Source organism: Mesorhizobium marinum (genome assembly GCF_040813675.1).
Lineage (GTDB): Bacteria > Pseudomonadota > Alphaproteobacteria > Rhizobiales > Rhizobiaceae > Mesorhizobium_K > Mesorhizobium_K marinum.
The window spans coordinates 105,967-128,894 of record NZ_JBFOCI010000004.1 but is presented as its reverse complement, the minus strand read 5'-3'; the positions used below and the strand labels follow the sequence as shown (position 1 = coordinate 128,894).

The window sequence follows — 22,928 nt, the reverse complement described above, 5'->3', positions numbered from 1 at the left end:
GTCAGGCGCTCTCCCCCCGGGTCTGCGGCATCCCGACGGAGCGGGGGCTGAAGCTGGCGAACAGGGCCTGCACCCAGGGCCTGAACATGTGCTCGAGCGCCCCGGCGAACAGGATGACGAGGCCCTGGATGATGACGATCATGTCGCGGCTGATGTTGGGCATCTCGAAGGCGAGTTCCGCGCCGCCCTGATAGAGCATGCCGAACAGGATCGCCGCCGGCACGATGCCGGCCGGATGCGAGCGCCCCATCAGCGCAACCGCGATGCCGACGAAGCCGGCGCCCGACACGAAGTCGAGCGAGACGTTGTGCTGGTCGCCCATGATCGGGTTGAGCGCCATCATGCCGGCGAGCGCGCCCGAGATCAGCATGGTGACGATGATGATGCGCGTCTCCGAGATGCCGGCGTAGCGCGCCGCCTTCGGGCTGAAGCCCATGGTGCGGATCTCGTAGCCGAGCTTGGTGCGCCAGATCAAAACCCAGACCACGAAGGCCATGACCAGCGCCAGCAGGAAGGACAGGTTGAGCGGCGCCGAGGGGCGGACGGTCAGGCCGAACTCCTGCAGCAGCCAGCCGAGCTTTGGCAGTTGCGCGCCTTCGGCGAGCTGGCGCGTCTGCGGCGCCATCGAGCCGCGCGGCTTGAGCACGTCGACCAGCAGGTAGACCATCGCCGACGCCGCGATGAAGTTGAACATGATGGTGGTGATGACGATGTGCGAGCCGCGCTTGGCCTGCAGGTAGGCGGGGATCAGCGCCCATAGCGCGCCGACGGCCGCCGCGCCGAGGATGGCAAGCGGAAAGGTCAGCCACCACGGCAGCACATGGTCGAAGGCGAGGCAGACGACGCCGACGCCGAGGCCCGCGATGTAGGCCTGGCCCTCGCCGCCGATGTTGAACAGGCCGCAATGGAAGGCGACCGCAACGGCGAGCCCGGTGAAGATGAAGTTGGTGGCGTAGTAGAGCGTGTAGGCGATGCCCTGGCCGCTGCCGAAGGCGCCGTCGACCAGGATGACGGCGGCGCGGACCGGGTTCTCGCCAACCAGCAGCACCACCAGCCCGGCGACGACGAAGGCGACGAACAGGTTGATGAGCGGGATAAGCCCGTAGTCGGCCCAGCCGGGGAGCTTCGCGTAGGGGGTGCTCACTCGGCGGCCTCCTGCTTCTCGACGCCGGCCATCAGGAGGCCGAGCTCGCCTTCGGTGGCGTCGGGCCCACGCTCGCCGACGACGCGGCCGTCGAACATCACGAGGATGCGGTCGGAAAGCGAGCGGATCTCGTCGAGCTCGACCGAGACGAGCAGCACCGCCTTGCCCTGGTCGCGCATGGCGATCAGCTGCTTGTGGATGAACTCGATGGCGCCGACGTCGACGCCGCGCGTCGGCTGGCCGACGATCAGCACGCCCGGGTCCTGCTCCATTTCCCGCGCGAGCACGATCTTCTGCTGGTTGCCGCCGGAGAAGTTCGCCGTCTTCAGCCGGTCGTTGGCGGGACGGATGTCGTATTTGGCGATCTTTTCCTGGGCGTCGGCGTGGATCGCCTTGAGGTCGAGGAACGGGCCTTTCAGATATTGTGGCTTGTCGTGATATCCGAGAATGGAATTCTCGCTCTCCTCGAAGGCGAGAACCAGGCCGACATGGTGGCGGTCTTCCGGCACGTGCGCCAGGCCGCGGTCGCGCAGTTCGCCGGGGTCGGCGTCGCCGGTGACCGCGATCGGCTTGCCGTCGAGCAGCACGGTCCCGGCTACGGCGCGGCGGATGCCGGAGACCGCCTCGAGCAGTTCCGACTGGCCGTTGCCGGCGACGCCGGCGATGCCGACGATCTCGCCGCCGCGCACGTCGAAGGAGACGTCCTTGACCATGGTGACGCCGCGCGAATCCTTCACGGTCAGTCCGTTGACGGAGAGCTTCACCTCCGCCGGGCGGGATTCGCCCTTTTCGACGCGCAGCAGCACGCGGCGCCCGACCATCAGTTCGGCCAGTTCCTCGACCGTCGTGTCGGCGGTCGCGCGCGTCGCCACCACGGTGCCCTGGCGCATGACCGAGACGGTGTCGGTGATGGCCATGATCTCGCGCAGCTTGTGCGTGATCAGGACGATCGTCTTGCCCTGCTCCTTGAGCTGCTTGAGGATGCGGAACAGGTGGTCGGCCTCGGCCGGCGTCAGCACGCCGGTCGGCTCGTCGAGGATGAGGATCTCGGCGCCGCGGTAGAGCGCCTTCAGAATCTCGACGCGCTGCTGCAGGCCGACCGGCAGTTCCTCGATGATCGCGTCGGGGTCGACCTCGAGGCCGTACTCGTGCTCGAGGCGCTCGAGTTCGGAGCGCGCATTGGCGATGCTGCTCTTGAGCAGCGCCTCGTGCTCGGCGCCGAGGATGACGTTTTCGATGACGGAGAAATTCTCGACCAGCATGAAGTGCTGGTGGACCATGCCGATGCCGAGCGCGATGGCGTCGTTGGGGGTCTTGATCGCGACGGGCTTGCCGTCGACCCTGATCTCGCCGCTGTCGGCCTGGTAGAAGCCGTAGAGGATCGACATCAGCGTCGACTTCCCGGCCCCGTTCTCGCCGACGATGCCGAGGATCGAGCCGCGCTCGATCGCGAGGTTGATGTCGCGATTCGCCCTGACTGCGCCGAAACTCTTGTTGATGCCGACGAGTTCGATTGCGGCTTCAGCCATGCGGCCGGTTCCCACCTTATTTTTCTTGTCGCAAGAGCTAGCATGCCGCATATCGGCTGCCAATCGCGGCTCCCCGCCGCACATCTCGTCAAATCCGCGCCGGCTTGTCAATTTCCGGGCAATTGCCGCAGCGTGATCCGGCGAAGGCCGAAGGAGAGGGGTGCGCCATGACAGCGCCAGACGACCGAACCGGCGAGCGCCTGACCACGCTCGAGATCCGCGCCGCCGAGCAGGAAAAGACCATCGAGGAACTGTCGGCGCAGCTTGCCGAACAGTGGCGCACGATCGAGGGCCTGCGCCGGAAACTCGACCTCCTGGCCGACCGCTTCCTGGCGCTGGAGGAGCGCACCGCGCCGGAGGTTCCGGTGACGAAGCCGCCGCACTGGTAGGAACGGTGCGCGGCGTGGGATCGGGCATGGCCGGGCCGGCGCTTTGAGGCGAAACGATCGGCGGATTTGCTGCTATGCTGCGGCGTTACCTGGGGGGTGGCGGCCATGGAAGGCGATGGCGACCGGATGGAAAGGGCCCAGCGCTACGTGCTCGGCCTGATGGACGACGAAGAGCGCGAGCGCGCCGAGCGCGACCTCGAGACCGACCACGCGCTTCGCGAGGCGATGGTGGAGATGGCGGGGCGCATGCGCGTGTTCGAGCGACGACCGGCCGCCGAGGCGGCCGTGGACGGCGTGCATCCCGACGACTGGCGGCTGCTCAAGGAACGGCTGGAGGCGATGCCGCAGATGCGCCCGGCGGCTGCGCCCGGGCCAGTGCAACCGGCAGAGGAAAAGGATCAGCAGGTCGCGGAGAAGCCGGTCACCTTCGGGCGGCGTCGCTCCGACCGGATGCCGCCCCCTCCGCCGCCGGCGGCCGCCGCGGGGACGCACGGAACCGGCCTGCATTCGGTTCCCGGCAGGCGGGCGCTGCTTCTTGCACTCTGCCTGATCGCCGCCTTTGTGCTCGGCTTCATCGCGGGAAGGCTGTGAACGCCGCTGCGTGACGGCCCGGGCACGGTGCCGGGCGAGGGGCGGCATGAAAAAAAGGCCGCCGGGATCGCTCCCGGCGGCCGCATGCGCAAAGGGACTGCCTGTCAGTAGGGGCAGGCGTCGTCAGACATGTAGTCGTGGACGGTGATGGTGCCGGCGATGATGTCGGCCTTGGCCTTTTCGGCCGCCGCCTTCATCTCCGGCGTGATCAGGTCCTTGTTGTTGTCGTCGAGCGCGTAGTCGACACCGCCTTCCTTGAGGCCGAGGTTGTTGATGCCGCCGGCGAGCTTGCCGTCCTTGGCGTCCATGAAGGCGCCGTAGACCGCGGTGTCGACGCGCTTCAGCATCGAGGTCAGCACCTTGCCGGGCTGCAGGCCGTTCTGGTTCGAATCGACGCCGACGCCGAGCTTGCCCGCATCGGCCGCCGCCTGCAGAACGCCGACGCCGGTGCCGCCGGCCGCAGCGTAGATCACGTCGGCGCCCTGGTCGATCTGCGTCTTGGCGATCTCGCCGCCCTTGGTCGGGTCGTTCCAGGCGGCCGGCGTGTCGCCGGTCATGTTCTGGATGACCTCGGTCGCGCCGGCGGCCTTGGCGCCGCCGACATAGCCGCAGCCGAAGCGGCGGATGAGCGGGATGTCCATGCCGCCGATGAAGCCGACCTTCTTGGTGGTCGACGCCATACCGGCGAGCAGGCCGACGATGTAGGAGCCTTCCTGTTCCTTGAAGACGAGCGAGCGCACGTTCGGCTTGTCGACGACCATGTCGATGATGGCGAACTGCTGGTCAGGGAAGTCGGTGGCGACCTTGTCGAGCGATTCGGCCCAGGAGAAGCCGGCCATGACGATCGGATTGCGGCCGTCCTCGGCGAAGCGGCGCAGCGCCTGCTCGCGCTGCGAGGCGTTGGAAACCTCGAACTCGACATATTCGATGCCGGTCTCGGACTTGAACTTTTCGGCGCCGTTGTAGGCGGCCTCGTTGAACGACTTGTCGAACTTGCCGCCGAGGTCATAAAGCAGCGCCGGCTTGATGTCCTGCGCGTGGGCCGAGAAGGACAACGCGGTCGCGGCCAGGAGGCCGAACAAAATACGTTTCATGTGATCCACACCCTGTCGGTTTGTCTTTTTTACGGAACGCCCGGCGTCGGCCGGGTCGCCGGCCTCTGCGGGCACATGGCAGGGGAACGCACCCTCCGCTCATGCGGCAATCTTGCACGGCCAAAAACAAAATTCACGCGGAATCTTGACCAACTGGAAAAGGGACGGGTGCGGCGGGCGCCAAAAAAATGTCCGGCCGCTTGGGGCAGCCGGACAGGCAGGACGGGCTATGGCGCCCGCAGGCTCAGGCCGCCGGCACGGCCGGCAGCGCGCAGGCGACGCCGGTCCCCTTCAGATTGCAATAGCCGTAGGGGTTCTTGGCCAGGTACTGCTGGTGCTCGGCCTCGGCGAAGTAGAAGGCCGGCGCCGGCGCGATCTCGGTGGTGATCCGGCCGCGGCCGGCCGCCTTGAGCGCCGCTTCGTAGGCGTCCTTCGACGCCTGCGCGGCAGCCAGCTGCTCGGCTCCGAAGGCGTAGATCGCCGAGCGGTAGGTGGTGCCGACGTCGTTGCCCTGGCGCATGCCCTGGGTCGGGTCGTGCGCCTCCCAGAAGATCTTCAGCAGGTCGGCGTAGGAGACGATTCGCGGGTCGAACACCACCAGCACCACCTCGGCGTGGCCAGTCATGCCCGTGCAGGTCTCCTGGTAGGTCGGGTTGGGCGTGGCGCCGCCGGCATAGCCGACCGCCGTGACCCAGACGCCGTCGGTCTCCCAGAACATGCGTTCCGCGCCCCAGAAGCAGCCGAGGCCGAACATCGCGGTTTCGAGGCCTTCCGGGTAGGGGCCTTTGAGCGGCCGGCCCGAGACGAAATGGTCGCTCGCCGTCGGGATCGGGCGGTCGCGGCCCGGCAACGCCTCGCCGGGCTTGGGCATCTGGATCTTCTTGTTCAGCATGTCACTGAGGAAAAACACTGGAATCTCCTTGTTGGGCGGCGCCAGGGCGCCTGCCTGGCCTCAGCGTTCGGCGACGAAGCGCCCGATGCGCCGTTCCGGCCGGCGGCCGATGGCGTAGAGCAGGAAAGCGAGCACGCCGAACACGGCAAAACCCGGCTGGTCGAGCAGGGACGTCATGATCGGGTTCCAGACCAGCGGGTGGGTGTTCTCCACGATGAAGACGCGAACCTGCTCGAGCGTGCCCGGCGACACGCTCGCCCAGCTGTCCCTGAGCGGGGTGAGCACGAGGCGCGACGCGGCGATGGTGCGGGTGACGTCGAGCACCGCCATGATGACGGCGACGGCCAGCGCGAAGGTCGCCATCAGCCGGAACAGGAAGCGGAACATGGCAATCCTTCTGCTGGCGCCGCGCCGGGGCGTCGATCCTGCGCCCGCCGGTCCGGCCGATCTGTGTGGAGCATGGCTGACAGATATTGCGTCGGGCGCGTTTCCGCAACGTCCGACCGCATTTTCGGCCGCGCCGGCCGCGTCGGCCGGCCGGGCGAACGAATAATGCACACCGGCCTTGGCATTCGGCGCGGGATCGACTAGATCAGCCCCGCGCCGGCAAAGCTTCCAGGCCCGGCGCGCGCGGAGAGGTGGCCGAGTGGTCGAAGGCGCACGCCTGGAAAGTGTGTAGGCGGGGAACCGTCTCGCGGGTTCGAATCCCGCTCTCTCCGCCATGAACATAATAGAATCAGTAAGATATTTGATATTTATAATACCCGCCAACCGTCCCGCCGATGCGGGGTGCGCTTATCGGCGACAATCTGAGACCTACCCCGCAAGCAAATGCCCACCCATCGGCGCGACGGCAGCGTTGACCGAATGAGTCCTATTCGAACTATCCAAATGTCCGACCTGGCATCCCGCCCCTCCCATGATCGCGCGCTCGGTATCGCCCGAACGACCGGGGAGGTGCGTATTGTGAGATGTCAAATTTCAAAAAAGCCCGGCCGTCCAGTTCTCAGTGGCCGCATCAACCCGATGACGGGGAAACGCGAGTCATACGAGATGGCTCCAGAAGAAGCCGAAGCAGCGTCAATCGGTTCATTGAAAGCCTTCCTCCATCAAAGCCGACAACGCCAGAGGACATAAGGAAGGCGGCCAGGCGCGGCGCTGACAGCGCCCGCTTGGGCTACAGACCACCAGCGCCGGAAGCCAACTCATGGCCGGCTTCGCATCCCGGACCAGTTTCGCCGGCCACGCCGACGATGGCACCGCAACAGGCTTCCACCAACATCAAGACCGGACCACCCATTGGGGGTCGGCCAATGTCCGGCAGCGAGGGGGTGGCCGACACCCAGGTGGCGATCGGACGCTATGTCGATCGCAACGACCTGCCCGAGGCGTTTGTTGGCGGCAACGACCAGATGGCGATCGCCGCGCTAAACTGGGCTCTCGACCGCAACCTTGGCGTACCGCAGGACCTTCGGATCACCGGCTTCAACGGCTTCGATTTCGCCAGCTATGTCCGCCCCTCGCTGACCACCGTGACCTCGCCGGCCTATGAGATGGGCAAGCAGGGCGGGGTGCAATTGCTGCGCCGCTTGGAAGCCGGCAGTTTCGAGGCGCCCGACCTGCTGTTCCCGGTCAGCCTGCAGGTGGGCGACTCGGACTAGCCGTCGTTTTCCAAGCAGTTTGTTCAGTCTTTGGAAGGGGCTAGCGCCGCCGAGGGCGGATGAGGCCTCGGCGGCGATTGCGGATGCTAGGCCCGGAGGTGCTGCAACTCCGGCGCAACCTCGGCGATCGCCGCGCGGACGGCGTCGAGCGTGCGGTCTACCACCTTCTCGTCATGCTCTGTCGACAGGAACCAGGCGCCGCGTTCCAGCGCCCGCACCCCGTGCCCGAGAAGCGCGGTGGTGAACTTGCGATAGGCCGCCTTGTCGACTTTGGCCAGGCCGCGGTAGTTGGACGGCTTCCCGGTCACGCCGAGATTGACGGTGAAGATCTGCGGGTAGCCCCCGACATAGACCGGCATCCCGGCCTCGGCGAAGGCCGCCTCGATCCCCCGCATCAGCTTCGTACCCTGACGTTCCATCCCGTCATGCGCGCCGGGTTTCGACAGGCGATCCATCGTGGCGATCGCGGCCGCCATGGCGGCCGGCTGGGCGTTGTAGGTTCCGCCGTGCATGATCGCCCCGTCGACCAGGCGGTCCATTACCTCGGCGCGCCCGGCAACCGCCGCCACGGTGAAGCCGTTGGCGATCGCCTTGGCGAAGGTCGCCAGGTCCGGGGTCACGCCCAGCCGCTGCTGCGCGCCGCCGGGGCCGATGCGGAAACCGGTAATGACCTCGTCGAAAATGAGGATGGTGCCGTGCCGGGTGCAGGCCTCGCGAACCGCCTCGAGATAGCCGGGCGCGGCGAAGATGCCGCCGCTGTTGCACATCGTCGCTTCCATGATGACGGCGGCGACGTCGCCCTTCGCCAGCCGAGCGAGCAGCGGTTCGGCGCGGTTCCAGGACATGAGCTCCAGGTTCTGTCCCGCCGGCAGATCCTGGCCGGCGCTGGCCGCATGCTTGACCGGTGCATCCTCGGGGCCGAGCTGGTCCTGCGGCGTACTGGTGCTCCAGAGCACGCTGTCGACCCAGCCATGGTAGTGGCCTTCGAACTTGATCACCGTGCTGCGCCCGGTGACCGCCCTGGCGAGGCGCAGCGCAAGCTGCACCGCCTCGGTGCCGCTGCCGGCGAAGCGGACGCGCTCGGCGCAGGGCACCATCTCGACCACCTTGGCGGCCGCCAGGTATTCGAGCTCACTCTGCCCGCCATACAGCAGGCCGATGTCCAGCTGCCGCTTGGCCGCCTCGACGACGTCGCGCGGGCTGTGGCCGAGGACCATCGGGCCGAGCGCCAGGTAGTAGTCGATCAGCCGGTTGCCATCGATGTCGAGCAGGTAGGCGCCTTCGCCGCGCTCGAAGACGAGCGGGGTCGGCGCGACCCCCATGCGGAAGTTGCTGTTGACCCCGCCGGAGACCGTGGCGCCTGCGGCGCGTACCCTCTCGGCCGAACGGGTGAAGGTGCATTTTCCCATCGGAAAGCCTTTCTGTCGATGCATGCGGTGGTATGTGGGTCGGTCCGGGCTCAGGCCCGGGCCGCTGCGGCGCGCGCGCCGGCTTTCGCCAGGTCGAGGAAGTCGCGGTTGGCGCAGTCGCGGGAATCGCCCGTCAGCAGGTAATTCAACGCGGTGGCTGCGGACTTCGAGCGCAGGTCGATCAGCGACGAGGGGCTGTAGAACGCCGCGTGCGGGGTGACGATCAGCCGGTCGCGGATCGGCGAGCCGTCGGCACGCCATGCCGCCATGAGGGCGCTGGCCGCCGCCGGCGGTTCGGCCTCGAGGACGTCGAGGCCGGCGGCTGCGACATGGCCGGACATCAGCGCATCCGTCAGCGCCGCGAGATCGACGCAGCCGCCGCGCCCGGTGTTGATCAGCACCGAACCCGGCTTCATCTGCGCCAGCGTCTCGGCATTCATCATGTGCTTCGTTTCGGGCGACAGCGGCGTGTGCAGCGATACGACGTCCGAGATCGCGAGCAGCGCCTCGAGAGACGGCATCCGCTCAAGGCCGAGCGACAGCTCGGTGCCGGTGGTGCGATTGGGATCGAAGAACACCACGCGCATGCCGAGCGCCTTGGCGCGAAGCGCGGCCGCCGTGCCGATCCTGCCCAGGCCGACGACGCCGAACACCTGCGTCGACAGGCGGCGGACATGCGGCGCGTCCTCGAAGCGCCATCCCTTCTGCGGGTCGGCCATGATCGCGCGGTTGTAGGCGGTGATGCCGCGCAGCAGGCCCAAGGTCAGCGCAATGGCGTGATCGGCCACGTCGGTGGTGCCGTAGTCGGGCGTGTTGCAGACGGCGATGCCGCGCTCGCCTGCCGCCTTGAGGTCGATGTTGTCGAAGCCGACGCCCGCCCGGACCACCACGCGGCAGTTCGGCATGCCGTCGAGCAGTTCGGCGTTGACGGTAACTTCGTGGTAGCAGACCAGCCCGGAGGCGCCCGCCCACAGGCTGGCTGGAATGCTGGCGAAATCTGAAGGCCTGAAGGCCTTCGCCTCGTAGTGCCCGGCATAGACCTTGGCCTCGATGTCGGCCGGCAGCGGGGATTGCAGATCGGGGTGCAGGATGAAGGGGGGCATTTCGGAACCTTGCTGGAGGACTAGGGGATCAGTCCGGCGGCGCGCGGCAGCCAGAGCGAGATGAACGGCACGTAGGTGATGATGGCCAGCGCGAGGAGCTTGACGACGTAGAGCGGCAGCAGCGCGCGCACGATCCCGCCGATCGGCCGCCCCGTGACCGAGGAGATCACGAAGAGGTTGGTTCCGACCGGAGGCGTGTTGAGGCCGACCATCAGGTTGACGATCACGATGATCGCGAAGTGGATCGGATCGATGCCGTAGGCGACGGCGGCCGGCTGCAGGATCGGCACGAAGATGAGGATCGCCGGCACCGTATCGACGAAGCTGCCGACAACGAGCAGGAAGATGTTCACGATCACCAGGAACAGGATCGGGTTGTCCGTCATCGACGTGAACAGCGCGCGCGCCGCGCTCGGCACGTTCTCGATGGCGAGGAACCATGCGAACAGGCTCGACGTGCCGACCACGATCATCACCGTGGCCGTGGTGATCGCGCTTTCGCGCAGCACCTTGTAGAGGGTCTTGCAGTCGGTCGAGCGGTAGAGCACGACGTTCAGGAACAGTGCATAGGCGACCAGCACGGCGGCCGCCTCGGTGGCCGTGACGACGCCGCCGCGGACGCCGCCGACGATGATGACCGGCGCAAGCAGGACCGGAATCGCATCCAGCGTCGCCCTGGCGAACGACAGCCGGCGGTCAGTGGCGACCACCGGCGGGGATATGCGCTTGGCGGCCAGCGCCACGTAGACGGCGAGCAGGAGGACGATCAGCAGCCCCGGCAGAATTCCCGCGAAGAACAGGGCGCCGATCGAGAGCTTGGTCGGGATCGCATAGATCACCATGATGATCGACGGCGGCAGGATCGGGGCGACGATCGCGCCGGAGATGGTCAGCGCTGCGGCGAAGTCCGGCGAGTAGCCGCGCTGCTTCATCATCGGCGTCATGACCGATCCGAGCGCCGCGGTGTCGGCCGTGGCTGACCCCGACAGGCCGGCCATCATCAGGTTGGCCAGCAGGTTGACGTAGGCCAGCCCGGCTCGCACGCGCCCGACCAGCAGGTCGACGAAATCAACCAGCCTCTGGATGATGCCGCCGGCGACGAGCAGGTTCCCCGCCAGGATGAACAGCGGCAGCGCCAGCAGCCCGTAGCTGTTCATCCCCGCGAACACGCGCTGTGCGGAGACGGCCTCGTTGCCGATGCCTGTGATCATCAGTCCGGCAAAGGCGATAATGCCCACCGCGAAGGCGATCGGCGTTTCGACGGCGAGCAGGACGGCGAAAAGAATGACGACGAAAAGGACGGTCATCGTGCGGCACCGTCGCTTTCGGGGGCGCCCTGTTCAGTGCCGGAGAGCACGCGCCACAGCGCCGAGCCGACCGCCAGCAGAGAGAGCGCGCAGGAGACCGGAATGACAAGGTAGGGGATCGCCATCGGCAAGCGAAGGGCGGTGGAGGGCTGGTGCCACGCGGACTGGGTCAGCTTCCAGCCTCCCCACCCGATGTAGGCCAGGAAGACCATGACGCAGAGCAGGCCGGCGGCGCGCAGGTAGCGCTGCAGGCGCCAGTCGCGCGGCAGCCACTTCAGCGAGATGTGGTCGCTGTTCTCGAAAGCCCGGTACATGCCGAAGAAGGAAATCGCCACGAGAAGGAACTGCGACAGTTCCTCCGGCCAGGGCAGCGGCGCATGGGCGAAGTAACGCAGGGCAACCTGCCCCACCAGCGAGGCGGCGATCACCGCGATCGCGAGGACGAGCGCCGCATCGATGACGCGGTCGACGGAACGAAGGAAAGACATGGGCGTCCCCTGTTCGGCCCGGCCAGAGGCCGGGCCGTCGGTTCGAACTGAGGACGGACTATTCGACCGCGGCGCGGGCAGCCGCCCGGCCGGCGTCGATCTCGGCGTAGACGGCCTCGACGAAGGCCGGATCGAGTTCGCTCTTGAGGTAGGCCTGCATCGGCTCGCGTACGGAGTCGCGGAACGTCGCCGCTTCCTCGGGAGTCGGCGCATAGACGTCCATGCCGAGTTCGCGCAGCTTGGCGACCGCCGTCACGCGCGCCTGGTAGTTGCGCTCGCCGAACTCGGTCGCCGCGCCCATCTTTGCGCCGGTCACCACGATCTCGCGCAGTTCCGGGCTGAGGCTCTGGAAGAAAGCCTCGTTGATCATCATCGTGTTGAGGCCGAGCTGGTGGTTGTCCAGCGTCATGTGCTTCTGGACCTGGTAGAACGAGTAGTCGAGCGCCACGCCGATCGGGTTCTCCTGTCCGTCGACCACGCCGGACTGCATGGCCCCGTAGAGCTCTTCCCACGGCACGGGGGTCGGCGAGCCGCCCATCGCCTTGACCATCTCGAGCGACATCGGGCTCGGCGGAACGCGCATGCGGATGCCGCTCATGTCGGCGGCGGACTTGATCGGACGCACGTTGTTCGTGAAGTTGCGGAACCCGTAGGAGGCGGCCGACAGCAGCCGCAGCCCCGACTCGCTCGCCATCTTCTCGCGCACTTCCGTGAAATAGGAGCCGTAGACGAAGTCCATTCCTTCCTGGTCGCTGTTGAAGAGATAGGGCGTCGCCAGGATCATCATCGGCTTGTAGAAGGTGCTCATCACCTGCTCGTCGCCATGCGCCATCTGGATGGCGCCGATCTTTGCCTGCTCGAGCGCATCGGTCATCGAGCCGAGCTGCCCGGCGGGTGCGATCTCGACGTCGATGGCGCCGCCGCTGGCGCTCTCGACATAGGCCTCGAACACCTGCCAGCCCTTGTGCAGCGGACTCTCCGTGGACTCGCCGTGGCTCGCGCGGATCGTGAAATCTGCCGCGGAGGCCGTCACGGCGCCCATCGCCAGGAGCGCTCCCGCTACAGCGAAGATCTTCAGTTGCATCGTCATTCTCGTTCCACCTTTTCTGAACTTGATCCGAATTCCGTCCGGCTGGCCCGGCTTCTCAAATGTTGGTTGAAGGACACGCCGGGGCGCTCAGAGCACCCCGTACTTGGCATAGACCTCGGCGAGCAAAGCGCCGTTCAAGAGCTCTGCCCTTGTCATGCTCTCGCTCTCCAGCTTGGTCACGGCGGCCTCGATGACGCGGTCGGCGACGTCCGCCGGGATGACGACGACGCCATCGACGTCGCCAAAGACAAGGTCGCCGCTGCGCACCGGCGCGCCGCCGCAGGTCACCGGCACGTCCATGGCCATCATCTTGCCGCGGCCCTTCGAATCGAGCGGTCCGATGCCACCCGCAAAGACCGGGAACTGCAGGTCGCGGATGAGCCGGACGTCACGCACCAGGCCGTCCGTCACGCATCCGACTGCGCCGCGCATCCTGGACGCGGTGGTCAGCAGCTCGCCCCATGGCGCGATTCTCGCGGTCGGCCCGTCACAGGCCAGCACGGCGATGTCGCCGGGCTTGAGGTCGTCGACCAGCGCGATCTCGACCTCGTAGGGGTTGCCGTGCTCCTCGACCGAATAGGTATTCATGTAGAGGCCGGTGCGCGCGCGACCGAAGACCGCGAGGCCGTCGTCGAGCGGGCGCACATACGGCAGCATGGCCTGGTTCGTCAGCCCGATCTCGTCGAGGACGTCCGATAGGACGGCCGAGTTGAGGCGGTTCGCGAGGGCCGCGAAATCGTAGCTTTTCATTCGAATCTCTGTGTTAAATGCAGTGGTTAAACGTTTAATTCGTACGTTATGGTGGTTTCTTTCGACGGTCAACACCAATAATGCTTGTCCGTGAATATGGAAGGAACGATGCGGGAAAGACCCACCTTGCGCAGCGTCGCCTTGAAGGCGAACGTCTCCATCGCGACAGTCTCAAAGGTTGTGAACGGCATCGCCGCGGGCGTTTCCGAGGCGACCAGGAAAGAAGTCGAGGCGGCGATAGAGGAGCTCGGCTATCGCCCCAACCGGGTCGGACGCAGCCTGCGCTCGCAGCGGCACCAGGCGGTTGGACTGGCCATCGTCGACCCGTCGCCGCGGTTCCTTGCCGATCCCTTCACCACCAATCTGGTCGCCGGCCTCTGCAACCAGCTCAACACGAACGGCTTCGGGCTGCTTCTTTATGGCGTGATGCCGGGCAAGCTGTCCGAATCGTCGCTCATCCGCCAGTCGGAAGTGGACGCGATCTGCCTCAATCCGTCGGGCACGCGCGACGAGCGCGAGGCGGCGATGGAACTCGTCTCCGGGCTCGGCCAGCCGCTGGTAGTCTTCCAGGACCGGCCCGTGCAGAACCTGCAGGATGTCTGCTTCGTTCGGCAGGACGACGCGGGCGGCGCCGAGTTGCTGGCGAACGAAGTGATGAAGCGCCCGCGGCGGCGGGCCGTCATGGTCATCGCCGACATTCCGTGGCCGGCCGTCGAGAACCGCGTGGCCGGCTTCAGGAAGGTTTTCGAGGCGCGCGGCGTCCAGCTGGACCTCGTCACCTGCGACGAGACCGACAGCCAGGCGATCTCGAGCGGCATTGCCGGCTACCTGGACGATCATGGCGTCCCGGACGTGATCGTCGGCCAGAACGACCAGATCGCCATCGCCTGCATAGATATCCTGACGGCTCGCGGGCTGGAGGTGCCGCGCGATGTCGCGGTGACCGGCTACAACGCCTTCCCCTTTACCGGCTTGTCGCGCCCGGCCCTGGCGACGGTCCGCTCGCGCGCCTATGACGTCGGCGTCACGGCCGCGAGCGCCATCCTCGAGCGGCTCGAGAATGGGCGTTTCCGGCAGCGCGAATACGTCCTGCCGTTGGAACTGGTGCCCGGCAATTCGGCGCCATAGCGCCCTAGGCTAGCGGGCGCCGCGCACGAAGCTCTCGCCGAGCGCCTGGGGCAGGGCGGCCTTGCGGCCGGCGACGAGCAATACCAGCATGACCATCGCGAAGGGCAGCATCTGGATGACGTCGGTCGGCACGTCGACGCCGGCGACCTGCAGCGCCGTGGTCAGCGACAGCGAGCCGCCGAACAGCAGCGCGCCGCCGAGCACCCAGAGCGGCCGCCCGCGCGCCAGCATGGCCAGCACGATGGCGATGAAGCCGTTGCCATGGCTCATGAACGGCACGAAGACGCCGGCGACCGCGATCGACATGTAGGCGCCGCCGAGACCGGCAAGCGCACCGGTGACCAGCACCGCCATCGACCGGGTCCTGATGACGTCGACGCCGGCGGCGTCGAGCGCCGCCGGCTTGTCGCCCGCTGCCTGGAGCGCGGCGCCGAGATGCGTCATGCGGTAGATCCAGGCGAACACCGCAACGAGCGCTACCGCGAGGTAGAAGACGGCGTTGTTGTTGAAGAGCACGGGTCCGATGAAGGGGATTTCCGACAGCGGCCAGATCGGCAGCGCCTCCACCCCGTCGAGGCGGGGATAGGTGCGCGAGAACTGGACGAAATGCAGCAGCGCCGTCAGTCCCTGCGCGGCCAGCGTCAGCGCGATGCCGGTGACGATCTGGTTGAGGCCGAGCCGCACGCACAGCAGCGCCATCAGCGCCGCGACGACCGCGCCGCCGCCGGCGCCGGCGGCGAAGCCAAGCGCGGTGCTGCCGCTCGCCCAGGCGACGAGAAAACCGGTGTAGGCGCCGAACAGCATCATGCCTTCGAGGCCGATGTTCAGCACGCCGGCCTTTTCAGACAGTTGTTCACCCAGCCCCGCAAGCAAAAGCGGGATGCCGGCGGCGATCGCGCCGAGGAGCAGTGTGATGATGAAACCTTGGGTGAACAGGGCCATGCGCCATTCGCGGCCGGCGCTCAGCGCCGGGCGCGCTCCTGATGTCGTTTGTCGAGATATTCGGCCAGGCCCAGCATGATCAGCAGGATGGCCACGATGACGAGCGAGAAGAAGCTCGGCACGCCGATGCGCCGCGCCGCGCTCTCGCCGCCGATGGTCAGGGCGGAGAAGAGGAAGACGTAGGCGATCGAGCCGAAGCCGTTCAGCCGCGCGAGGAAGACGAGCGGCACCACCGTCAGGCTGTAGGCCGGGTTCCAGTCGGCCCTGACGTTGCCGTGCGTGCCGAGGATGTCGACCGCGCCCGACAGGCCCGCAAGGGCCGCGGATATCGCGAAGACGGCGATCGTCAGCGCCGGCACGGACAGGCCGGCATGGACGGCCGCGCGCGGGTTTGCGCCGACCAGCCTCAGCCGCATGCCGAAGGCGGTGCGCGTCATCACCAGGTGGACCACGATGACGGCGGCCAGGCCGATCAGCAGGCCCGACGAGACGGAGCTGTCGAACAGCCTGGGCAGGCGCGCCTCCACCGGCAGGGTGCGGGTCTGCGGCGTGGTGGTGCCGGGGTCGAGGAAGGCCAGCTTGACGAGCACGTTGGCGAGCGACACGCCGAGGAAGCTCATCATCAGCGTGGTGATGATCTCGTTGATTCCCTGCCAGGCTTTCAGCAACGCCGGAAGCAGGCTCCAGAGGGCGCCGACGGCGGCGCCGATCAGCAGGCCGAGCAGCAGGTTGGCCCACACGGGAAGCACGCCGAGCGTCAGCGGCACGGTCGCCGCCACGAAGACCGCGGCGAGCAGGTACTGGCCGTCGCCGCCGAGGTTCCAGAGGCCGGCGCGGAAGGCGACGATCAGGCTGGCGGCGATCAGCAGCAGGGGACCCATGCGGGTCAGCGTCGCCTCGAAGCCGGACGGCGAGAAGAGCGCGCGCTGGATGACGTAGCCGTAGTAGCTGAACGGGTTGAAGCCCATCGCCAGCAGCAGCAGTCCGCCCAGAACCAGGGCGGCGACCAGCGGGCCGACGCTGACGGCCAGGACCCTGAGCGAGGCCTGCAGCCCGGCATTGGCGGCAGCGCGGCCGCCGGCGCCGGCGGCCGGTATGGTCTGTTCGTCGGTCATTGCTCGTCTCCGGCGCTCATCAGCCGTCCGATCGCGTCGCGCGCGCCCTCGCCGTTGACGACGGTGCCGCGGATGCGGCCTCGGTCGATCACGGCGATACGGTCCGAGAGCTCGAGCAGTTCGTCGAGGTCGGTCGAGATCAGCACGACGGCCTTGCCAGCGTCGGCGGCCTCGACGATCCGCTTGCGCGTGGCCCGGATGTTGTTGACGTCGAGACCGTAGGTGGGCTTGGCGAAGATCACGACCTCAGCGGAACCGGTCATCTCGCGCGCCAGCAGCACCTTCTGGATGTTGCCGCCCGACAGCTTGCCGACTGGCGTCTGAGTGCCCGGAGTGCGGATGTCGAAATCGCGCACATGCGTCTCGGCCTGGCGGCGGATCTCCTCGGGGCGCTCGATCCCGCGCCGCCAGTAGGGCGCGGCGCCGATGTCCTTGAGCAGGAAGTTGGTGGCGACCGGGAACGTGCCAACGGTGCCTTCGCCGAGGCGGTCGTCGGTGACGTAGCGCAGGCCGCCGGCGCGCCGCTGCCCGACGGTGGCGTCGCCGAGTTCCTGGCCCATCAGCCGGATGGACCCGCTGCTGCGCGGCATCTGGCCAGCCAGCACTTCGGCCAGTTCCTTCTGGCCGTTGCCGTCGATGCCGGCGACGCCGAGAATCTCGCCGGAGCGGACTGTGAGGTCGATGTCGCGCACCGGAACCCGGCCGGCGTCGGAACACAGGCCGGCGACCTCCAGCACGACGTCGCCGTGACTGCGCGCCGCGCGCGCGCCGCCGACGGCGCCTTCGCCCGCCGCCGTCCCGAACATCAGGGAGATGATCGTCTCGGTATTCTCCGCATCGGAGGAGGCGCGCAGCGTCTCCGGCGCGATCTCACCGACGTTGCGCCCGAGCCGCAGCACTGAGATGCGGTCGCCATAGGCGACGGCCTCGTTCAGCTTGTGGGTGATGAAGATGACGGCGATGCCCTGCGCAACCAGCCGCCGCATCAGTTCGCCGAGTGCCACCGCCTCGTGCGGCGTCAGCATGGCGGTCGCCTCGTCGAGGATCAGGCAGCGGCTGCCGCGCATGAGCGCGCGCAGGATCTCCACCTGCTGGCGCTCGCCGAGCGACAGGCTGCTGACCAGGGCGTGCGGATCGACGCGCAGCCCGAGCCGACCGGCGGTCTCGCGGATCGCCGCCGCGATGCCCTTGCGGTCCGGCGTCTTCCACCACGCGCCGCCAAGCGCGAAATTGTCGATGACGGACAGGCTTGGCACCAGCATCGAATGCTGGAACACGGTTCCGATGCCGATCGAAAGCGCCTGCCTGGGAGAGCCGACGAGCGTTGGCCTTCCGTCGACCTCGATGCCGCCCTCGTCGGGCTGCTGCAGCCCGGACAGCATGCCGACCAGGGTCGACTTGCCCGCGCCGTTTTCGCCGAGCAGGACATGGACCTCGCCGGCATGGATCTCGATGGTGACGTTGTCGTTGGCGACGACGCCTGGAAACCTTTTGGTGACGCCCCTCAGCGCGACCACCGGCGCACCGGGCGGCGCGGTCGTGGAAGCGGCTGGCGCCTGACTGGGTGCTTGCATCAGCACGTCCTGAAAGAAGAGAGGCCCGCCGCGCTGTGGCGCGGCGGGTTCAATGTCGGATTGTCGGCTTACTGGACGGCCTTGACCAGCTTGTGCACGCTGTCGGCGTCGTATTTCGGCTCGACCACGATCTTGCCGGAGACGATGTCGGCCTTGATGGCTTCGATCTGGGCCCAGATGTCGTCGGGGACGTTCTTGGTCTTCAGCAGCGAAAGGCTGTTGTCCGACAGCTTGATGTCGTAGTTGCGCGTGCCGAACTTGTCGGCCTTCAGGTCTTCGATCATCGCGCCGTAGACCGGGGTCAGGTCCCAGACGACCGACGACAGGAGGTAGCCCTTGTCGATCGAGGTCTTGTCGCCGATCACGTCGATGAAATAGGCCTTGCCGCCATCGGTCGCCTTGGTGGTCTCGACCGCCTGCAGCATGCCGAAGCTCGAACCGTTGCCCTGGCCGAAGATGACGTCGGCGCCGGAGGCGATGACGGTCTCGGTGACGCGCTTGCCGCCGGCGGCGTCGGCATAGGCGGCCGGGCCGATCACCGCGTAGCGGACTTCAACGGCCGGGTCTTCGGCCTTGACGCCCTCGGCGAAGGCGACGGACATGTTGTTCCAGGACGGAGGCTCGCCGGAAACGACGATGCCGACCACCTTGGTGCGGCTCATCTTGGCGGCGAGCCTGCCGGCCAGATAGGCGCCCTGGTGTCCGGAGGCGGTGTAGTCGGCGACCTTTCCGGCTTCGAGCTTGTCGGGGCTGTCGACGATGGCGACGGGGATGTTCAGTTCCGCGCCGATTTCAGGGGCGGCGGTGTTGTAGCCGCTGGCGTGGGCGATGAGCAGGCTGGCGCCGTCCTCTCCCAGTTCGCGCAGCGTCGGGCGTACGTCGCCGTAGCCCAGGTTCTCGGCCACCACGACTTCCACGCCGGCGGCGGCAGCCGCAGCCTTGGCTGCGTCGACGCCCTGCTGGTTCCAGCCCATGTCGGTGCCCTGCTCGGGGGCGAGGATGGCAATCGACTTCACCTCGGCGGCGTGCAGCGCCACCGTCCCAACTCCACCCATGAGCGCCAGCGCCAGAGCCGTCCGGCTTGCCGTCTCGATCATCCATTGTTTCATGACATTGTTCCCAGTTCTCGATTTTGGTTGACTAATGGCCTTGAGCCGGGTGCATTCGTCCTGTCCTCACCCCCGAACGACGGTCAGAGATGCAGGTTTTGCCCCTTCTTGTTGCAGCCCTTGTCGGGCTGTTCGCTGCGCCGGCAGCCGCCGGTACGCAATCTTTCGATGTCACCATCAGGAACACCGGCGAGACCGTGCTCGCCTGCGATGCGTCGATCGCGCACTGGTTCTCGAACGCGCTCGGAGACGTGGCGCCCGGACAGACGCTGCGCTTCACGCTGCTCGCCGACGCGAGCGACGGAACGGTGTTCATGCGCAACAGCGCCGGCGACGAGATGCCCGTGCAGCGGTTGTGGTGCGGATTGAAGGGCCGGAGCTGGGCCACGCGCGCCGAGATCGGGCTCGACCGCCGCATCGGCGAAGTTCCCGCGCCGATCGCGCTCGACTGCGCCGGAAAGACGGCCAGCACCGTCTGCGCCCGACCGTAGGCGCACCGGATTGCTGAGATCGTGGGTCCAGACGTCGGACGCATGGAAATCACTTCTGGCGCGATGAGCAAACAGTTCTCCCGGCACTGGGCAAGCACCCGCCGGAACGGCTTTCGGCACGCTCCGATTGACAGCGCGAGAATACGATAACACTATCATACCGTATTACAATCGGAAAAACTCGCGCCCGCGGATTCTTGCGCCGCCGGGCATCCCGCGCGAGCTATCCCAGGCCCGGCCATCGTGGTCCGGGCCGCAGTCCTGAAGGATTTTGAAGATGCGTACTGCGATCGTTACGGGCGCCAGCAGGGGCCTTGGCCGGGCTTTCGCGATCGGTCTGGCCAAGGACGGATTCGCGCTCAGCCTCGCCGCGCGCCAAGCCGACGAACTTGCGGCGACAGCCGAGGCGGCGCGGGCGGCTGGCTCGCCGCTTGTGACGACGCACGCCCTCGACCTGTCGCTGCCGGAATCGCCGGGCATCGTGGTGGAGCGCACGCTTGCCGAGACGGGCAGCATCGACGCCCTCGTCAACAATGCCGGGGCGACCAAGCGCGGCGACTTCCTCGCCCTGTCGGATGCCGACTTCATCGACGGGTTCGGCTTGAAGTTTCACGCGACGGTTCGTTTCTGCCGCGCCGCATGGGAACCGCTTGTCGCCAGCCGCGGGGCGATCGTGAACATCTCCGGGGTCGGCGCGCACACGCCCGAACCGGACTTCACCATCGGCGGCCCGGTCAACTCCGCGCTCATCAACTTCACCAAGGCGATTGCCAAGCGCGCGCAGGGCACCGGCATGCGCATCAACACGCTCTGCCCCGGCCACATCGTCACCGAGCGTTTGGGAAAGCGCATCGAGACGCTGGCGCGCGAGCGCGGGATTTCCGTCGAAGAGGCACGCGAGGCGATGCGGATCAGCCAGGGCATCGCGCGCTACGGCGAGCCGGATGAAGTCGCCGACGTGGTGCGCTTCCTGTGCAGTCCGGCCGCGGCTTATGTGCACGGAACGGTGATCGACGTGGACGGCGGCGCGACGCCGGGGATCTGAAGCGAACGGCGCGCCGGTCGGCCCGGCGCCAGAGCGCTCAGCCGGCCGATTCGGCCGTCTCTTCGTCCAGCCGCTCGCGCAGGATCTGGATCGCCACCTTGCCCGCGTTCATGACGTGGCGGGCGGCCGCCTTGCGGGCGTCCTTGCCGCGGCGCGCGGCCAGGTGCCCGACGAGTTCTTCCAGTTCCTCGAGGCTTTCGCGCGTGCGGCCGGGCGCGCCGAGCGAGGTCGCCCGCAGAACCATCACCCGCGCATTGAGCGAGGACAGCGTGTGGCCGAGCGCCTCGTTGTGCGCGCCGTCGATCAGGCAGTCGTAGAAGGCGTTCTTGGCGGTGAGCCGCTCGAGCGGATCCGGGCTGCCGGCCGACGCCTTCAGGACGTCGAACGCCCGCTTCAGCGCGACGATGTCCGCGTCGGTGGCGTTGCGCGTGAACAGTTCGCAGGCGAGCCCCTCGAGTTCGACGCGCACCTCGTAGATGCCCTGCGCCTGCTCGGGCGACAGGCGCGCGACGATCGGGCCGCGATGCGGCAGGACCTGCACCAGCCCCTCGCTTTCGAGCTGCCGCAGGGCTTCGCGGACGGCCGTGCGGCTGACGCCCGTCATCTCGCAGAGGTCCCGCTCGGTGATCCGCTGCCCGGAGGTGAAGTAGCCAAGTGCGATCGAATTGCGGATGCTCTCGGTGACGCTGTGGCGCACCGGCGCGGCCGCCTTGGTCACTTTGAAATCGATAGGCAGTGCTTTCACGTTCATGCCTGGACCTGTGGACTTGGGTTTCCTCGGGCCCCCGACTCAATTCGCCCCGGGGGCATTGTATGACGATCCTACTATACGACCGGCCGGCAATTCGGAAGCCGGCACGGTCATGCTGCCGCCGAATCGATCACCCGCATGGCCGCCGCGACGCCCGCGCCAACGTCGATGCCCTTCACGCCGAGCGCCGCGCATGCGCCCGCTACCGCCGCGACGGCCACCAGCGAATAGATCGGCCGCGCCGTCGGCCCCATATGTCCGATGCGGATGAGCTTGCCCAGCGTTTCGCCGCGGCCCGACGAGACGACGACGCCGTAGCGCTCGCGCACGGCGCTTCTGAGCTTCGCCTCATCGACGCCTTCCGGCACACGGACCGCGGTACAGGTCGGCGAGGCGATGTCCTCGCTGGCCGCCCACAGTGAAAGGCCGGCCGCCTTGATGCCAGCGCGGCACGCGGCGGCGGTGAGCGCATGGCGCTGCCACACCGCTTCGTCGCCCTCGGCGAGGTAGAGGTCGAGCGCGGCGTCGAGGCCGTTGATCTCCGACACCGAAGGCGTGAAGGGGAACGGCTGCGTCGCCTCGTGCGCACGCCGCCAGTCGACGATGGACAGCATCGAGGCGCGGGGCGCGTCCGGGTTCGCCTCCATCTTGCGCCAGGCCGCATCGCTGACATGGAGCAGCGAAAGGCCGGGCGGGCATCCCAGGCACTTGTTCGGCCCGGTGACGAAGATGTCGGCCTCGCAGGCTTCCGGCAGGACATTCATGCCGCCGAACGAGGACACCGCGTCGACGATCAGCAGCTTGCCCGCGGCGCGGACGGCGGCGCCGATCTCGTTGGCCGGGTTCACGGTGCCGGACGGCGTGTCGTGATGGCAGAGCGCGACGACGGCGATGTCGGGGCGATTGCGGAGCGCTTCGGCGACGGCCTCGCCGCTCAGCACCTCGTTGTAGGGGACTGCCAGTTCGAGAACCTCGCCGGCGTAGCGGGCGGCCCAGTAGCCGAAACCCTTTCCGTAGACGCCGGACACGAGGTTCAGCACCACATCGCCCTTGGCGATCAGGGAAGCGGCCGCCGCTTCCAGCGCGAGCACGGGCTCGCCATGCAGGATGACCGGCTGCGACGCCGAACGGAATGCGCGGCGAACTTTTTCGTTGACCGCCTCGTAGTGCGCGAGGAAGGCCGGGTCGTAGTCGTAGAGAACCGGCCGCGAGAGGCCGCGCAGCACCGCCGGATAGGCGTCCACCGGGCCGGTGGTCAGCGTGAAGATCGGATCGGGGATGGGGGTTCTGGACACGTCTCTTCTCCTGTCGCGGTGCTTTCGCTTC

23 protein-coding genes and 1 tRNA gene are annotated in these 22,928 nt (G+C 67.5%); 7 read left to right on the top strand and 17 right to left on the bottom strand.

Features of this window, described 5'->3' with window-relative positions; translation table 11 throughout:
• Position 1: 1 nt before the first annotated feature.
• Positions 2 to 1,144: an ABC transporter permease gene (locus ABUE31_RS14305; protein WP_367724322.1), complete on the bottom strand. Its 1,143-nt coding sequence runs from the start codon at positions 1,142 to 1,144 to the stop codon at positions 2 to 4.
• Complete coding sequence (locus ABUE31_RS14300; protein WP_367724321.1) at positions 1,141 to 2,673, bottom strand: ABC transporter ATP-binding protein; 1,533 nt, start codon at positions 2,671 to 2,673, stop codon at positions 1,141 to 1,143. The genes ABUE31_RS14305 and ABUE31_RS14300 overlap by 4 nt, the downstream gene beginning before the upstream one ends.
• Positions 2,674 to 2,840: 167 nt before the next feature.
• On the opposite strand from ABUE31_RS14300, the gene ABUE31_RS14295 reads away from it, so the two are divergent.
• Entirely contained in the window at positions 2,841 to 3,062 is a 222-nt protein-coding gene (locus ABUE31_RS14295) for a SlyX family protein (protein ID WP_367724320.1), read from the top strand.
• 105 nt (positions 3,063 to 3,167) lie between these two features.
• Positions 3,168 to 3,653 (top strand): hypothetical protein, encoded by a 486-nt coding sequence (locus ABUE31_RS14290; RefSeq protein WP_367724319.1) that lies wholly within the window; start codon positions 3,168 to 3,170, stop codon positions 3,651 to 3,653.
• A 104-nt stretch (positions 3,654 to 3,757) separates the two neighbouring features.
• Here the strand turns inward: ABUE31_RS14290 and ABUE31_RS14285 are convergent, their stop codons facing one another.
• The 3 genes from ABUE31_RS14285 to ABUE31_RS14275 form a co-directional block, all read right to left on the bottom strand.
• On the bottom strand, positions 3,758 to 4,747 hold the full coding sequence (locus tag ABUE31_RS14285; RefSeq protein WP_367724318.1) for a BMP family lipoprotein: 990 nt from the start codon (positions 4,745 to 4,747) through the stop codon (positions 3,758 to 3,760).
• A 244-nt stretch (positions 4,748 to 4,991) separates the two neighbouring features.
• The gene (msrA, locus tag ABUE31_RS14280) at positions 4,992 to 5,657 is read right to left on the bottom strand and encodes a peptide-methionine (S)-S-oxide reductase MsrA (RefSeq protein WP_367724317.1); all 666 of its coding nucleotides are present in this window, start codon (positions 5,655 to 5,657) and stop codon (positions 4,992 to 4,994) included.
• Between the two features lie 42 nt (positions 5,658 to 5,699).
• Positions 5,700 to 6,026 (bottom strand): hypothetical protein, encoded by a 327-nt coding sequence (locus ABUE31_RS14275; RefSeq protein ID WP_367724316.1) that lies wholly within the window; start codon positions 6,024 to 6,026, stop codon positions 5,700 to 5,702.
• Positions 6,027 to 6,271: 245 nt separating this feature from the next.
• Between ABUE31_RS14275 and ABUE31_RS14270 the strand changes: the two genes are divergently transcribed.
• Both ABUE31_RS14270 and ABUE31_RS14265 read left to right on the top strand, forming a co-directional pair.
• Positions 6,272 to 6,361 (top strand) — tRNA-Ser (locus ABUE31_RS14270).
• A gap of 591 nt (positions 6,362 to 6,952) precedes the next feature.
• Positions 6,953 to 7,300 carry a substrate-binding domain-containing protein gene (locus ABUE31_RS14265; RefSeq protein WP_367724627.1) on the top strand — a complete coding sequence of 116 codons (348 nt, stop codon included), beginning with the start codon at positions 6,953 to 6,955 and terminating at the stop codon, positions 7,298 to 7,300.
• Between the two features lie 86 nt (positions 7,301 to 7,386).
• Here the strand turns inward: ABUE31_RS14265 and ABUE31_RS14260 are convergent, their stop codons facing one another.
• The 6 genes from ABUE31_RS14260 to ABUE31_RS14235 all read right to left on the bottom strand — a co-directional run bounded on the left by ABUE31_RS14260 (position 7,387) and on the right by ABUE31_RS14235 (position 13,447).
• A complete protein-coding gene (locus ABUE31_RS14260; protein WP_367724315.1) occupies positions 7,387 to 8,709 on the bottom strand; it encodes an aspartate aminotransferase family protein in 1,323 nt (440 codons plus the stop codon).
• Positions 8,710 to 8,759: 50 nt separating this feature from the next.
• A complete protein-coding gene (locus ABUE31_RS14255; protein WP_367724314.1) occupies positions 8,760 to 9,812 on the bottom strand; it encodes a C-terminal binding protein in 1,053 nt (350 codons plus the stop codon).
• Positions 9,813 to 9,832: 20 nt separating this feature from the next.
• On the bottom strand, positions 9,833 to 11,119 hold the full coding sequence (locus tag ABUE31_RS14250) for a TRAP transporter large permease (protein ID WP_367724313.1): 1,287 nt from the start codon (positions 11,117 to 11,119) through the stop codon (positions 9,833 to 9,835).
• Positions 11,116 to 11,607, bottom strand: coding sequence for a TRAP transporter small permease (locus ABUE31_RS14245; RefSeq protein ID WP_367724312.1), 492 nt, complete (start codon positions 11,605 to 11,607; stop codon positions 11,116 to 11,118). Before ABUE31_RS14245 ends, ABUE31_RS14250 begins: the two co-directional genes overlap by 4 nt.
• Positions 11,608 to 11,665: 58 nt before the next feature.
• Positions 11,666 to 12,697, bottom strand: a complete 1,032-nt coding sequence (locus tag ABUE31_RS14240) for a TRAP transporter substrate-binding protein (protein ID WP_367724311.1) — start codon at positions 12,695 to 12,697, stop codon at positions 11,666 to 11,668.
• Between the two features lie 87 nt (positions 12,698 to 12,784).
• Positions 12,785 to 13,447: an RraA family protein gene (locus ABUE31_RS14235; RefSeq protein WP_367724310.1), complete on the bottom strand. Its 663-nt coding sequence runs from the start codon at positions 13,445 to 13,447 to the stop codon at positions 12,785 to 12,787.
• A gap of 108 nt (positions 13,448 to 13,555) precedes the next feature.
• Here ABUE31_RS14235 and ABUE31_RS14230 point away from each other — a divergent pair, with 108 nt between their 5' ends.
• On the top strand, positions 13,556 to 14,575 hold the full coding sequence (locus ABUE31_RS14230) for a LacI family DNA-binding transcriptional regulator (RefSeq protein ID WP_367724309.1): 1,020 nt from the start codon (positions 13,556 to 13,558) through the stop codon (positions 14,573 to 14,575).
• Between the two features lie 9 nt (positions 14,576 to 14,584).
• On the opposite strand, the gene ABUE31_RS14225 is transcribed toward ABUE31_RS14230, so the two are convergent.
• The 4 genes from ABUE31_RS14225 to ABUE31_RS14210 form a co-directional block, all read right to left on the bottom strand.
• Entirely contained in the window at positions 14,585 to 15,517 is a 933-nt protein-coding gene (locus tag ABUE31_RS14225) for a putative B6 ABC transporter permease subunit 1 (RefSeq protein ID WP_367724307.1), read from the bottom strand.
• A 20-nt stretch (positions 15,518 to 15,537) separates the two neighbouring features.
• Entirely contained in the window at positions 15,538 to 16,632 is a 1,095-nt protein-coding gene (locus ABUE31_RS14220; protein ID WP_367724306.1) for a putative B6 ABC transporter permease subunit 2, read from the bottom strand.
• A complete protein-coding gene (locus ABUE31_RS14215; protein WP_367724305.1) occupies positions 16,629 to 18,206 on the bottom strand; it encodes a putative B6 ABC transporter ATP-binding protein in 1,578 nt (525 codons plus the stop codon). The genes ABUE31_RS14220 and ABUE31_RS14215 overlap by 4 nt, the downstream gene beginning before the upstream one ends.
• Before the next feature lie 68 nt (positions 18,207 to 18,274).
• Positions 18,275 to 19,315 (bottom strand): putative B6 ABC transporter substrate-binding protein, encoded by a 1,041-nt coding sequence (locus tag ABUE31_RS14210; protein WP_367724303.1) that lies wholly within the window; start codon positions 19,313 to 19,315, stop codon positions 18,275 to 18,277.
• Between the two features lie 89 nt (positions 19,316 to 19,404).
• Here ABUE31_RS14210 and ABUE31_RS14205 point away from each other — a divergent pair, with 89 nt between their 5' ends.
• Both ABUE31_RS14205 and ABUE31_RS14200 read left to right on the top strand, forming a co-directional pair.
• A complete protein-coding gene (locus ABUE31_RS14205; RefSeq protein ID WP_367724302.1) occupies positions 19,405 to 19,806 on the top strand; it encodes a hypothetical protein in 402 nt (133 codons plus the stop codon).
• A gap of 277 nt (positions 19,807 to 20,083) precedes the next feature.
• Positions 20,084 to 20,851 (top strand): SDR family oxidoreductase, encoded by a 768-nt coding sequence (locus ABUE31_RS14200; RefSeq protein ID WP_367724301.1) that lies wholly within the window; start codon positions 20,084 to 20,086, stop codon positions 20,849 to 20,851.
• 37 nt (positions 20,852 to 20,888) lie between these two features.
• Here ABUE31_RS14200 and ABUE31_RS14195 read toward each other — a convergent pair whose 3' ends face one another.
• Together ABUE31_RS14195 and ppaT are read right to left on the bottom strand one after the other, a co-directional pair.
• Entirely contained in the window at positions 20,889 to 21,602 is a 714-nt protein-coding gene (locus ABUE31_RS14195; RefSeq protein ID WP_367724300.1) for a GntR family transcriptional regulator, read from the bottom strand.
• Positions 21,603 to 21,712: 110 nt separating this feature from the next.
• Positions 21,713 to 22,897, bottom strand: coding sequence for a pyridoxamine--pyruvate transaminase (ppaT, locus tag ABUE31_RS14190; RefSeq protein ID WP_367724299.1), 1,185 nt, complete (start codon positions 22,895 to 22,897; stop codon positions 21,713 to 21,715).
• Between the last annotated feature and the right edge of the window lie 31 nt (positions 22,898 to 22,928).

Coding starts and splice junctions, on each gene's coding strand:
- ABUE31_RS14300 (WP_367724321.1), bottom strand. CDS start 2,673: ATGGCTGAAGCCGCAATCGAACTCGTCGGCATCAACAAGAGTTTCGGC.
- ABUE31_RS14295 (WP_367724320.1), top strand. CDS start 2,841: ATGACAGCGCCAGACGACCGAACCGGCGAGCGCCTGACCACGCTCGAG.
- ABUE31_RS14290 (WP_367724319.1), top strand. CDS start 3,168: ATGGAAGGCGATGGCGACCGGATGGAAAGGGCCCAGCGCTACGTGCTC.
- ABUE31_RS14285 (WP_367724318.1), bottom strand. CDS start 4,747: ATGAAACGTATTTTGTTCGGCCTCCTGGCCGCGACCGCGTTGTCCTTC.
- ABUE31_RS14275 (WP_367724316.1), bottom strand. CDS start 6,026: ATGTTCCGCTTCCTGTTCCGGCTGATGGCGACCTTCGCGCTGGCCGTC.
- ABUE31_RS14265 (WP_367724627.1), top strand. CDS start 6,953: ATGTCCGGCAGCGAGGGGGTGGCCGACACCCAGGTGGCGATCGGACGC.
- ABUE31_RS14260 (WP_367724315.1), bottom strand. CDS start 8,709: ATGGGAAAATGCACCTTCACCCGTTCGGCCGAGAGGGTACGCGCCGCA.
- ABUE31_RS14255 (WP_367724314.1), bottom strand. CDS start 9,812: ATGCCCCCCTTCATCCTGCACCCCGATCTGCAATCCCCGCTGCCGGCC.
- ABUE31_RS14250 (WP_367724313.1), bottom strand. CDS start 11,119: ATGACCGTCCTTTTCGTCGTCATTCTTTTCGCCGTCCTGCTCGCCGTC.
- ABUE31_RS14245 (WP_367724312.1), bottom strand. CDS start 11,607: ATGTCTTTCCTTCGTTCCGTCGACCGCGTCATCGATGCGGCGCTCGTC.
- ABUE31_RS14240 (WP_367724311.1), bottom strand. CDS start 12,697: ATGACGATGCAACTGAAGATCTTCGCTGTAGCGGGAGCGCTCCTGGCG.
- ABUE31_RS14235 (WP_367724310.1), bottom strand. CDS start 13,447: ATGAAAAGCTACGATTTCGCGGCCCTCGCGAACCGCCTCAACTCGGCC.
- ABUE31_RS14230 (WP_367724309.1), top strand. CDS start 13,556: ATGCGGGAAAGACCCACCTTGCGCAGCGTCGCCTTGAAGGCGAACGTC.
- ABUE31_RS14225 (WP_367724307.1), bottom strand. CDS start 15,517: ATGGCCCTGTTCACCCAAGGTTTCATCATCACACTGCTCCTCGGCGCG.
- ABUE31_RS14220 (WP_367724306.1), bottom strand. CDS start 16,632: ATGACCGACGAACAGACCATACCGGCCGCCGGCGCCGGCGGCCGCGCT.
- ABUE31_RS14215 (WP_367724305.1), bottom strand. CDS start 18,206: ATGCAAGCACCCAGTCAGGCGCCAGCCGCTTCCACGACCGCGCCGCCC.
- ABUE31_RS14210 (WP_367724303.1), bottom strand. CDS start 19,315: ATGAAACAATGGATGATCGAGACGGCAAGCCGGACGGCTCTGGCGCTG.
- ABUE31_RS14205 (WP_367724302.1), top strand. CDS start 19,405: ATGCAGGTTTTGCCCCTTCTTGTTGCAGCCCTTGTCGGGCTGTTCGCT.
- ABUE31_RS14200 (WP_367724301.1), top strand. CDS start 20,084: ATGCGTACTGCGATCGTTACGGGCGCCAGCAGGGGCCTTGGCCGGGCT.
- ABUE31_RS14195 (WP_367724300.1), bottom strand. CDS start 21,602: ATGAACGTGAAAGCACTGCCTATCGATTTCAAAGTGACCAAGGCGGCC.